Annotated in this window: 12 protein-coding genes; all 12 read right to left on the bottom strand. The window is 40.6% G+C overall.

Features of this window, described 5'->3' with window-relative positions; translation table 11 throughout:
- Window positions 1-9: 9 nt before the first annotated feature.
- The gene (locus AK95_RS02355) at window positions 10-2,241 is read right to left on the bottom strand and encodes a discoidin domain-containing protein (protein WP_071218301.1); all 2,232 of its coding nucleotides are present in this window, start codon (window positions 2,239-2,241) and stop codon (window positions 10-12) included.
- Between the two features lie 3 nt (window positions 2,242-2,244).
- Window positions 2,245-2,985: a hypothetical protein gene (locus tag AK95_RS02350; protein ID WP_071218300.1), complete on the bottom strand. Its 741-nt coding sequence runs from the start codon at window positions 2,983-2,985 to the stop codon at window positions 2,245-2,247.
- Window positions 2,986-3,558, bottom strand: coding sequence for a hypothetical protein (locus AK95_RS02345; protein WP_071218299.1), 573 nt, complete (start codon window positions 3,556-3,558; stop codon window positions 2,986-2,988).
- Between the two features lie 35 nt (window positions 3,559-3,593).
- Window positions 3,594-3,941, bottom strand: a complete 348-nt coding sequence (locus tag AK95_RS02340; protein ID WP_071218298.1) for a hypothetical protein — start codon at window positions 3,939-3,941, stop codon at window positions 3,594-3,596.
- A gap of 13 nt (window positions 3,942-3,954) precedes the next feature.
- Window positions 3,955-4,572: a hypothetical protein gene (locus AK95_RS02335; RefSeq protein ID WP_071218297.1), complete on the bottom strand. Its 618-nt coding sequence runs from the start codon at window positions 4,570-4,572 to the stop codon at window positions 3,955-3,957.
- An 82-nt stretch (window positions 4,573-4,654) separates the two neighbouring features.
- Window positions 4,655-5,197 carry a hypothetical protein gene (locus tag AK95_RS02330; RefSeq protein WP_071218296.1) on the bottom strand — a complete coding sequence of 181 codons (543 nt, stop codon included), beginning with the start codon at window positions 5,195-5,197 and terminating at the stop codon, window positions 4,655-4,657.
- Between the two features lie 20 nt (window positions 5,198-5,217).
- Window positions 5,218-6,372 carry a hypothetical protein gene (locus AK95_RS02325; RefSeq protein ID WP_071218295.1) on the bottom strand — a complete coding sequence of 385 codons (1,155 nt, stop codon included), beginning with the start codon at window positions 6,370-6,372 and terminating at the stop codon, window positions 5,218-5,220.
- A gap of 12 nt (window positions 6,373-6,384) precedes the next feature.
- Window positions 6,385-7,023 carry a phage tail family protein gene (locus AK95_RS02320; RefSeq protein ID WP_071218294.1) on the bottom strand — a complete coding sequence of 213 codons (639 nt, stop codon included), beginning with the start codon at window positions 7,021-7,023 and terminating at the stop codon, window positions 6,385-6,387.
- An 11-nt stretch (window positions 7,024-7,034) separates the two neighbouring features.
- Complete coding sequence (locus tag AK95_RS02315) at window positions 7,035-7,670, bottom strand: hypothetical protein (protein ID WP_071218293.1); 636 nt, start codon at window positions 7,668-7,670, stop codon at window positions 7,035-7,037.
- A 15-nt stretch (window positions 7,671-7,685) separates the two neighbouring features.
- Window positions 7,686-8,297 (bottom strand): phage tail domain-containing protein, encoded by a 612-nt coding sequence (locus AK95_RS02310; RefSeq protein ID WP_071218292.1) that lies wholly within the window; start codon window positions 8,295-8,297, stop codon window positions 7,686-7,688.
- A 29-nt stretch (window positions 8,298-8,326) separates the two neighbouring features.
- Window positions 8,327-8,809 carry a PAAR domain-containing protein gene (locus tag AK95_RS34005; protein ID WP_162487515.1) on the bottom strand — a complete coding sequence of 161 codons (483 nt, stop codon included), beginning with the start codon at window positions 8,807-8,809 and terminating at the stop codon, window positions 8,327-8,329.
- Between the two features lie 45 nt (window positions 8,810-8,854).
- The gene (locus AK95_RS02305; RefSeq protein WP_235612966.1) at window positions 8,855-12,382 is read right to left on the bottom strand and encodes a phage tail spike protein; all 3,528 of its coding nucleotides are present in this window, start codon (window positions 12,380-12,382) and stop codon (window positions 8,855-8,857) included.
- Window positions 12,383-12,403 lie beyond the last annotated feature (21 nt).

Raw genomic sequence — 12,403 nt, 5'->3', positions numbered from 1 at the left:
GGGCGTACTCTACTTCACATTAATCTTTTTGATATCGATATACTTATTTAGATCAATCCGTTCCTTAAACATCTTACCGCTACCAAGCGCCTGTCCCGAAGCAGTATTATCATTCATTGGAATAGTAGCTGTTGTAAGTTTTCTATTAAGGGCTGAAATGTCATTCATGCCTGTGCTAATAAAAGTATCCGAATCAGGCAGCGTTGTCGATACAGTTTCCCAGTATAAAGCGTTTACTGTCTTAGTTACGGTCCCATACTCCAATAGGTTTAGTGCACCTATGGTTAGGTAGGCACTGTTTTCACTGGTAACTACATTCACCCTGTAGTACCTGAAACTCATTGGATTTGCAATCATATAGGATCTTTTTTCGCCATTAGTCCAATTGATTTGATTTGTTTGGGTGTCTAGTATGGTCCAGTCTACATCATTATTACTACCTTCAAAAGTCCATTCTTTTGGGGCATCAGCTGCGAATCTATATCCCTTTTCTATCTCATAATTTCCAACTGCTATCTGGGTTCCCAAGCCGATTTTAAGCCAACCAGAATTAGACGGACATACCCAGCAGTCTGTTACGGTAGCATTTACTCCATCGAATGCCAAGTATGCAGGATAATTAGGGTCAGAACTTGAAGCACTTACAACATACGGTGATGGGGTACTATTCGATGTCATTATAATATTTATCGGGGTTGCAGTTCTCTCAGTTACTGTGTAGGAATTTTTCAGTGTTTTGTACTCACCATTTGATAAAATTAACGACTTAACCAGCGGTAGCATTATTATTTCGAGAACTGGTCGGAAACCTCCACCATTCGAAAGGTTTGTAGTTGAAGAAGTCCATGTTGCCAAAGCGGTGTTGCCTCTGACGGCTCTGTTAGCACTATTTCCTTTTAACGTGGTGCTAGTCCAAGCGAAAGAATTACCGCTCCAATTCCACACAGCGTTATCACCAGGTACGATTGTTCCATTAAGTGTAGAGTTAACAATGTATCTATCCCAATCATTATCTTTATCTACACTTTCAACACCACCTGAAAGAAGGCGAATCTTTGCTTCAAAATTACTCTGGTTACTTTCGCTTTCAAATTCAATTTCTCCAATTTGTATTTGACTTCCACCATTTGCAGAAAGGACAATGAAGCGATAATAATAATATGCTCGCTGGTTGTTGAAACTAAATCTTGTTCTCGATCCACCAATCCCTGTTGTGTGTTCAAATACATCAACCCAGCTAGCCCCATTATCAGAGACTAGGATTTTAAAATGTTTAGGATGTTCTGAGGATGACGCAGAATTAGGTGGTGGTGGAGTGATTGTAAAAGCATTAATTGTTTGCTTACTTTTTTTAAATTGAATAGTTAATTCGGCTGGGTTGCTTGCTGCTACTGTCCTTGCCCATTTATCTCCATTTCCATTTTTCCCATCAAACACTTTCCAGCCCTGATAATCTCCATATGCGCCAGTAACATATCCATTATCAGTTATTTTTACCTCATCAGTCTCATACCCAGACAACGTACTAAAAGGCTTAGTTGCAAACTTCACTCCGCTAATAATGCCATCACTATTGATTGTATCCCAAGAGATAGTGTGTTGAATATTTCTATCAGCCACTAAAATCTTCTTTTTATTGAAATCTTCGACCATAATAAAATAGAAGTCACCGTTCGGGTTAGCTGTACCAGCAACTGGGATGAAGTCAGCCATTTCTTGCCCTAGACCCATGAAGTTACCTGTAAAACCAGTAAGCGCAGAATAATTACAACGGATACGTTTTCCTACCACAAGGTCTTTAATCTCAGTAACTTCATATGGATGTAGTAATCGGCCTGTTGAATCGATGTCTATGCCTTGTATTGATTGATACTCATTTGCTGCATTTATAGTGATAACGACTGCATGGTTACCTTCGACCAATCCAGTCTTCTCATAAACTAGTACCGAATTTACCAACGTATTAGACATAAAGCGGATTTGCTCTGTCACACCGTCTATTGATATAGATGCTGGCGTTTTAGAAGTACCGTTGTATTGCCCAATATACCTAAATTTTGTTCCTCTAAAAGTAAAAGATATCGTATTACCTACACTATTTGAGTATTTATTAATCCCGCCAGAGAATGCAGCATTAGATTGCGTTGTCCATGCTCCAGTGTAAAACACTAGTGGATGATCAGCATTTAGCCTCTTCCAACCACTCTCAGGAGCAGTTAATGGTTGCCCTATAGTCGCCATTCATCACACCTCCTTATATTCAAATACTGGACGGAAACCAATGAGGCTCGTTGCGATTGTGCTTGCTGAGAAGTTCCCATAGTTAGCTTCATTTCTAAAGGCACCTGTCAACCCGATGGCAGGGCTTCTCCATATTCGATGACTACTGTTTCCAATAGTAGCTGCTCCCGTATGGTGTGCAAGTCCGTTAACCACCGTTTCCTGACACCAAGATGAAGTGTTTTTCCAATGAAAAACATCGTCTAAGACCTTGCCAGTTTGAATTTTACTGGCAGGGAAGCTCACTATATATTTCTCCCATTCATTATTTGTTGGCCAGCCACCAAGGCCCATGTCGGTAAGTGAGGATTTTCCATTCGCGTCGGCATAAGCCACTCCACCTGTAACTGAACGTACAGTACAATCAAATCCGAAGTCGTATCCTGTCCCATCTCTCTCTTGGGGCCTTCCTTGAATATACTTTGAAGTATTCAGGGTATCCCATGTGATAGTATTTCTTACTACTCTATCAGCAATTAGAAATCCTAAGTCAACTTTTACGAGATAAAAAAAACCCTGTTGCGTAACCGCTGATACCCCGTCTATTGGCAATTCAGTACCAGCTGTATCTTGAGCAAATGCAAAAAAATGACCAGCTGGAGTATTAGCAGTATTATGAGCATTGTAGTGACACTTAATGAAATCGCCAATCTGCATATCTTGAACTTTCGTTCTTAATTGCCCTGTCGTTGCTGGTGCTGGCATCTATACCACCTCAATTTTATTGATTGCTTTAAAATATGATTTGTTAATTTTCGTGATGAATAGTTTTCCAGTATCATTCCAATTTATTTCTTTTTCTCCAACAAGACGGTACAGGTTCTTTAGTTCCAAAACTCCGTCAGAACTATTTAGAAAAGGATTTGAGTATTTATCTGGAATATTGAAATCATCAACGGTAAATGTGGCGTTGGTTTTATGAGCAAACACTTCAATTTTAACTTTGGCGTATTGATCTGCAGGGGTGGAAATGCTTCCGTCTGTATAATTAATCTCTGTCCAAGGCGTCCAATTCAATTGGTCAGGGGAGGAGGAGGTGTAGATTTTGTATGAGCCGCTGCCTTTGATAGCTACATTTCGGGATATGCGTTTAAATGAGGTGACCTTGTCCTTAATAAATATAACTTCGGATACCCAGCTTCCCGAATCCCGATAGACCCCATTCCCGGCGTCATCCTTGGTTTCTTCAATTAACTGCAAGGTATTATTCGTGAATATAAGATTGTCAAAAGAACCCTTGGGGAAATCTAGCGTTATGCCAATTTCTTGAGTAGCCATGTTTTCTCACCACTTTCATATGTGATTTGGTTATATCAAGCAAAAAAGCTGTCAAAGAAGGAGCCAGTAAGATCCACGATCTCTTTGCCATTGGTCATCTGCAGAACGACAATATTATACTTTTGATCTTTATGATATCCGCCTAATAATGCCTGGATAGGGAGGGGACTTATAGAGATTTGATGATTGAGTTCGTTAATCAGTTCTGAAACATTGGTTGTATATTCAGTATGGTATTTACCTGGGGGAAGTGTAAGCGTATAAGATTCGGTGTCCGTAAAAATATTTAGTTCGTCATTTGTACCCATGATAATCTCGACGTCGCCGTTGATTGTCTGATTGCCCCACACACGTTTGTAATCGTCAGTATAAAATGAATGCATTATTTTCACCTCGTTATTTAATTTCCCAATTGATAATGCCGGCCATATCCTTGATTAGAGGAGCGGGTATCGTATCGACGATTAGGCCATCTCTCCGGATGATTAAGGATCCGCTTAGATCCTGATTGGCTGATATTTTGATCTGGAGATACAATGCCTCATTAAAAGGAATGGTTAATATATTTTGAAAGCAAATGACAACTTCTTCGAGTTCCATTTTCTTTTTGTATCCGATGTTATATGACGTAATGGTATGATTGAACCTACCGTTTACGGCTTTTCGGGTGAATAGATCTGCATCTGATACCGCTTCTTTGTAGGTGATAATATCGTTGTACAGAAACGTTCTGCCTGTTAATGGATACTCTGTGGTCTCCATTGCATAGGAGATCATAATTTGGTGTCCATTAATGTTGAAAACCCCGTTAGCGACGTCAAAAAACACCTGAGATCCTTCACCAATGAGCCCAAATTGCATTAATTTATCTCTTTCAATATCATAAAAGCTGTTTGTTTTCTTGGTATCAAAGTCAAATTCTGAAGAGTATGAATTGTCGTAATAATCTGCAATCCAAATAAAGGACTGACTTGGAACAGGGGAGTGACTATATTTTCTATCGCCTAGAATCATGCATGTACCCTCCATTGTATTGTGAGTATAAAAAGGGACAGGTACATTTGTACCTGTCCACAGAAATCATTTCTGTTGAGTTTTAGACATACCGGTAGGAAACCCTGATTTTAAATTGCTGCTTGCCACTTTTGGCGTCAAGCGGAACGGCTGCTCGAAGGGTAACTGTTGCGTAGTTGCCTGCTGCATCGATTGGATCACCGTTGTTATTTACGCCAAGAATTTCTTTTGCTGCCGGAATGAACGGAGTAGGGTATGTAGCACCGGTATGGTCTTTAGTTGTTTGTCCTGTAGTACCAATGGGTTTGGCAGCATCTTTACCGATAATGGAAGTGGGCTGATCCAAATCAGTTTCGCCTAATGTATCTACTTGAGCGTGAAACCAATTGTTTTTAACGACCTCGACTTCATTGCCGATGGTATTACCGAGGCCACCGGACATGTCCCGGGTTGTGATTGTGCAGTCTTCCATTTTCGATACATCGGTTGCTTCGCCTTTATTATTCCATATGTTAAATGTAAACTTTGGACCCAGATCACCAGCATCAATGACGCCAAAGTCAAATGGAGCTGTTATTTTTTGTGTATGGGTACTATTCATCCATGAAATTACGGGTTGAGCCATTGTGAAAAACTCCTCTGCATTTATAATTTTATTTTTAATTCAATCGTGATCCCTTGAATGTTGACACCCTGATTCAAGACGTTCACGCGGAACATGTCTCCTTGTACAACCTGTTTTGAGGCGAGAGAGACCGATTTATCATCAAAATTGCTTAATGCCCTGAAATGTATGTTGCTGCTTAAGATGTTGGTCCAGTCGATAATATTTCTGCTTTTCTCGATGCTGATTTCCGTTTCCGTGTCGCCATGCACTTTACAAATGGCATGAACGGAAGTAATCTCGCCATCAAAAGGGAATGGGACGATGACTTCCTGAACCCCTTGAAAAATGTAAGAGGGCAGGCAGAAGACAATAACTCTTTCTTTGAGCTCGTAGGGGAAGGATTTTAGTTTAAGGTGTTCGGCAACCGACATGAGACCATCTCTAAACTCATTAACAGGCTGTATATTAGCACCGAAAATATCAATAGGAACCCATTGGATTCCGTCATATCGATATCGAACGCCATCACTATAGGTTTGAACGGTCCATCCAACCGAAGGATAAGGGTAAGTTGAATGTAACTCCTTCATATCAGCTACAGTAGACTTGAACACTAATCTTGTTGTCTGATAAGCATCCATGGCCTGATCCCTGGCACGATCTGCTTCATCTGCGGCGCGGTTTGCATTATCCGTTGATTTTCGTGATTCATCAATGACTAATCTGGTTTCAGTAATGAGCTGTTCAACTTTGCCAATAAGCGACTGATTCTCGGCCAGCTTCTGCTCGATTTCTGTAATATAATCTTGCAGTGTAACGACAACATCGGGATGACGGCGTACTAGAGCATAAATTCTACTGGCCGGATACATAATCAATCCTCGGCCTTTGAAACGGCACAGTAGAGTTCTTCCTTCCAAAGAAGGATGGACCTGAACTGTTCCGTTTGCGTAATTCACTAAGAACTCATGGCTTTCAATTGTCTTACGTTGTTCAAAAATTTCCTGGTCAATTTCTATCATTCCGGCAATATTGACCCGGTCTTGGAGAGAGGGAAGCTCTAAGAGAGTAATAAGACCATTAATGACCGGAAGGGAATCGGCCCTATCAATGTAAGGATCATCCAAAGTGCCTTTTCTTGCGATAATTGTTAGAGGATCGTTATATTGTAATTGAGTGATTAGGTCAGGCAAAATATCACCTCCTTACTGAAGTGTCTTGAATTGATACCTGAATCTGATATCCGCCTTGCCATTAACCCGAAGTACATTTTTACCGATGGGAAAACGAAGATAATGATCATTAAAATTACGATAGCGATAGGTAACGGGAAGTGTAGTTTCAATGTCTTCCGAATCATTGTTTACATAGAGCGTTTCGCCATCAATTAATTCAGTGAATTTGAATTCTTCAAGGTTATGCGAAAGATTCTGTATAGAGAAGTCTCCGTTCTCATACTTCGTTATCCAAACTTCCGGTTTGCAATCCAAGTCACCTTTGTTGTCAAATACAAGAACCGGTTCGAACTCAAATTGAATGGATTTAAAGCGTGGCTTAAATTGGTACGAGTTAGCCTTGAATAAGATTCGAAACATGTATTGCGGGTTATCTAAGTGACTGTCATCGTTTAAATCGGGGAAGGGGCCACCGTTCACGCATGTTTTCCAATCGCTCCAGTCATGGCCATATAAATTGACCCGAGTCTGGACAGTTATCTGGCTGCCAACAGGTTGTTCGGATTGCCAAAGCACTTTGCTGATAACTCCATCCGCACGTAAAGGAAGATCAAGTACTGGGGAGGTATAGTCCCCTTTAAGATTAATTAAAGCAAGCCAATTTGCCATGTCATCACCCCTTAGTCAATCTTCCCAAAGGGGCGATACAGTACGGCTGTTCCGCTTTCCCTCCATTTGGCGATACGGTAGCTTGCCCAAACCGCATTTTTGTCATAGGTTGTTGCGCCATCTACGATTACCCAATTTGGTTCCACGTCACCGGACTCGCCAGCTTGGATACAGACATAGAAACGCCCATTATCTGTGGTTGGGAATGAGATATCATTTACACTGTAGTAGTGATTAGGATTCCATTGATTAGCTCCACGAGTATCTTGAACTTCGCCACCATTTGACACAGGGAAGATCGGTTCAGTCAAACCCGAGTATCCTGATTGGATGCAGGTATAAAAATGCCCGTTATCCTTGTTAGGGACAATAACAGCACCATTACTGTAGGAATTTAAGCTTTTCCAGATGGGAGCTGCTGTACCCGATCGTATATTAACCCATCCTAGGTAACCACCTATAGAGAGCTGATTCGCATGTAAAATATGTTTGGATGGCCAAACGCCAGAAGTAGGGGGGGCATCTACATAGGTTTTGGAATCATCATCTAACTTTTGAAAATTGTGTGCCAGCGCCTGTATCGTATGTTCAATTTCATCCGTGTATTCAGGCTTGGTTAAACCTAATTTAATAGTTGTCGTTGCCATGATAAACTCCTTTCTTTAAGGATTTAGTCCAGACCATTGCGTAGAGGGAGCATAGTCGCTCCATTTGGGACGGTGCGGATTCAAAATAAGTTGCCCATCAATATCTACGATCGTAGAGGTTTTCACACCTGCGTTGAAGTCGTCTATGTCGGTATTAAATTTATGTTGATCCCATTTATATAAACGGGAAGTAAACATCGGAGAATAAGAGTAGGGACAGTCGCATCGAACAGTCAAATTGACATAACCTTCACGAATTCCGTTATGTACAAGTACAGGGTCATCAACGAATAAGGCATAGAAGATTCTTTCTGGATCTCGCCCGATATCATTCGTGAAGTATAGTTCTTGATAATAATCGTGTTCGGTCAGCCACCTTGTCACTTCCCTGATTTTTTGAGTATCCCAGGTATCTTCAAACGCGAAAGAGACGTTAAATTTAAGAGGATCTTTTTTGGTTCCTTGAAAATAGGGGCGGTCACGCCCCTTAATGGATACTTCCTGAATGGATCTAGATGGTGCCAGAGATTCCTCGTACATCCCTGAACTCATCGTTACATTGACAATTCCATAATCCACAGATTTTTTACCTGCAAAAGAAAAGTAGAGTGCATCGCGTATAGTCATATGTATCACCTCCTTTTATACAACTTATGTCAACTTGTAAATACATTTGAGCTGCCGGTTGTTATAGTGGTTAATTCTCCAAGACAGGTTGTCACTTGGGAACCGATTTTGGCAACGGCCTTCCCCCCGATAAACACTGTTCCACCAGATTGATTAATCCTACCTACATCATTTCCAGAAGTTGGTGTTATCGCAGTATACCTAGTTTGACTGTTACTGGTAGGAACGGGAGGACTAGCGAACCAATTTTCGTTTGTGTTATCTCCTACAGTTGCAATATAGGCACCGCCAGTTCTAACAGTTCTATTAGAAACAGATACGGATCCATTTATTCTCGCGTTGGTATCTCCTAAACCCCCATCTTCCCAATATCCACCTCTAGGATCTCTACAACTACCATCTTCTGCCCGCTCGTTACACCACGGTTCTATCCAATATTCGATGTTATATTTAACATGGCTACTTTTTGTTGCTTCTCTAATTAGGGATCCATGTATTGCAACACCAGGCATTTTAATCACCTCATTACTGTTATAAGTAAAAAGAATTGATTTGAACTAGTTCAAATCAATTCTCGGAGCAGTAAACTTCATATTTCCACCGGCCTCAAAATTCATGGCTTCTGTTGATTTTATGTTAATGGCTCCGTTAGGAGCTATTTCAATGAAAGAACCTGAAGAGTGAACGATTTTCGCCGTGCCTGCCTTAACTTCCAGCGTCACATCTTTAGATTCTACCGTTACCGGATTTTCTTCCGAGATAATCTTAATACCGTTGTCAGACAAGTCGATGCTTCTTAACCTGCTGTTATTACTCGCTTTATATTCTTGTTTAAATCCGCCTCGATACTTCGTTTCAACCATTTTGGCTCGGTCATTGGCTCCACCGTCTCCAGTACCCAGCTTTCGAATAGGTTCAGCATCGTTACCACTGCCGGTGAAACTGATCTCTTGCTTTACCTTTATGTCTTCTGGTCTAAAACTATAGGCATAAGCTTTAATGGCTGTTACTTCTGTAGTTAGTATCTTTTTCTCGTTGTCTTGCCAATATAGTTCTCGGCCTCGAGAATCTTTTGCATGTTCACGCTGATCCACTTTAGCAGTAATAAAACGGATATAGTTATCCTCGATCTCGATATAATCAACATACTCTCCAATATTCGCATCTTTAGGAAGGGTTTTCACTTTATTTACAGTTAGATCATTAATATAAGACTGGTCTGCAAGAATGGTATTAACCTGTAAAGTTTCTGCAACGAGTTTGCCAATGTTGATAATATCGAGGTTATCCATGTCAATGTAACCAGCTTCAGCATCAATGAGTATATCTCCATTGGGGCCAATAAATTGGCCTTTTTTAAACTTCGCAGTACCATCCATGCTTATACTGGCAGGTGCATCATCAAATTCATCGCTTCCGAACCAGAGACCGTGCTCCGGGAACATTTTTATGACTCCGCCACTACGATCCCTTAATGTCAGAGATGAACCTTCAATATGGCCATCTTTAAAAATGCTTTTTGTAATTTCAGCATCTTCGGCATACAATTTATACATCCATACATTTCCGTTGTAATCCGCGCGGAAAGGAGCATTGGACCAAATACTATGGCCTAACGCTAATCCATTCTTATCAATCGTGAACACTTGATCATTGACGCCGGCTTTTATAAACAAGTCGCCGTCAAGAGTAGTGCCAAAAGTTTTCTCTGCAATTCCATTTCGGAATCGTTCGATAATAAACCCTTCGTCGGCAGTCATGGATACTCGATTGACTTTGTTTGTATCACTGCAATTGGTGGATCCATAGCGGTTCAGGTAGAAACCAAATTTGTCCGGCTGTTCTGACAGCAAACCAAGCTTAACTACTTCACGGCCGCAACGGTCATCGATCATGAGCCTGGAGCCTTCGATTGTGAATACGCCAGTTGTATCGCCAATGACTACGCGCTGACCCAGGATGATTTTACCAAGCACCATCTCGGCAATCAAACCGTCAGCTGTTATCGCCGTTTCATAACGAAGTCCACCAGAACGGGTTAAACCAAGAACGCCATGTGTAGCTCTGAGAAATCGAAGAGGGTCATTGGGATCAATGATCGTAATGCCTTTTCGGTCAATCGTAACGAACTCATTCGATGCCATATTAATGTCGTTCGTCACTTTGTTCCAAAAGTTATCAAACAGTTTGCTCATCTCTGAGGTATCAACGACTGCCTTGCCCCATTTGGTCTTATTGAGATCGACTACAACAGCCGTATTTTTGGCATCATTTAGGAATTTCTCGATACGGGTGGACTCATCATTTACACTTTTAGCATTGGAAAGAGTCAGATTAATGTTGTAATTCTCATGGTTGTAAGCAATCTCAGTTATTCTGGCTGTTACATAAGTATCCGTAGGTTCATATTTAATGTTGACGAAGTCGCCAAGCTGAAGTTTATTCCAATTTCGTTGTTCTTCCACAATTTCGAGAAAATTGACGATATCGATATCTATGGATAATTGAGGCTGCTGTAGCTCTTTGAACTTTTCTAACGCTGCTTGATATAGGTCTTGTTCATCTACGTAGGTATCATCGTTAAACTCTCGCTCAATAACATAATAATTCAGCTCTTGAAGCTGTTCCGGAGTAAAATTATTCTCGGCAGTAAGCCTCGTTTGAAGAATATCGATTTCATCGTTAATCTGTTGGATTGTTGCGGTAATAGAACTAATCTCAAGCTCCTTTAGTTTCACCTGATTTTCTTTATGATCCAGGCTGTATCGATCAACTATAGCAGCATCATTATTGTTTGTATTGAATTCTCCAAGACTGATGTTAACTAACTGTATAAAAACACCTGTACTCCCACCGTTAATTGCTACTTGCGCACTCGATTGATCTTTAATCTTCCCGAGAAGCACCCACTGATTAGAAATTGTAGACCTAGCTTGTCCATCAAGACTTACGGACACACTGGCTGTGTTATCCACTTTGATCATGACTGCATAAGCATAGTTTTGATCAATGGCAAAGGATCTCTGACTCGAACCTTGATGTCCATACTTCTCGAAAAACATCTTACCATCGAATTGAAGCGAAATCATGGTGCTGGTTACGTTAGCTTCATCTCGCTTTAGACGATCAAGATCACCTTCTAGCTGAATTAATTGATTCTGAAGTTTTTGGCGTTCCGTGTAATGGGTGTTGAACAATCCCGAATTAGCTTCAACGAGTTCTTGATGATCGAGCAGGGCATGACATAACGAATCACTCATATGATGACTGGAGATTAGAACATTACGGTGAGCATCTCTTTGGAACGGGTATATAAAATAACCGAAGTTCTCGATATAATTCTGACCGGTAGGATTAACTTTCTGAATACCTAATCCATCACTGCCATTTGCAGTTAAGCGGGTAACCATCTCATCAGTTTGTACAGTCTTGCCTAAGCTGTTTAAGTACTTGCCATAAGAAAAGGTTAACCCTCGATTTAACCCTGTTAATTCAGGCTTTGTTAGGCTCAGTTCCCGTTTATCTGTATCAAAATGCACGATTGCGTTATAAGTTTCAGCAACAGAAAAGATGGCATCAAGCACATTAGTGGAGGGGAAATCAAAAGTTCTGTAGGTCAATTCGAAATCGGCATCGATATAAGCAGGTGTCCAGGTCGTGTTAGCTGTCAGATCGTTCAACACTTGCCTGGCGTGATAAGACTCGCCTAAATACATTCGAATGGCCTTATCCGTTAACTCATGTGCTAAGGATAGGCAGCGTATGGTTTTTGAATTTTCTGAATCGCTGGAGTTTTCATTTATCTCTTTTATTATGAACCAATCGATGTGATGATCTGTAACCACTTTTAATAAGTATCTTTCCTTAAGATTATTAATATTTTTATTTTTGATAAGTTTATGGTTAACATCTAATCGATATGGGATAGTCAGATAGAGCTCATCAACATCATTTAATTTATTGGTCCGGCTTACATTGTATGCTTCACTCAACTTGCTTATAATCTCGCGATTGGGTTTGGCAATGAAATATTGAGGTTTGACTGGTTTTAAATTATAATCTATTTCGCCTAACAAGGAACACACTCCTTTCTTTGGAGAAGAGGG

This window comes from Paenibacillus sp. LC231 (assembly GCF_001860525.1).
Lineage (GTDB): Bacteria > Bacillota > Bacilli > Paenibacillales > Paenibacillaceae > Paenibacillus_AQ.
The sequence above is the reverse complement of the archived record's forward strand: the minus strand, read 5'-3'. Positions and strand labels throughout refer to the sequence as shown.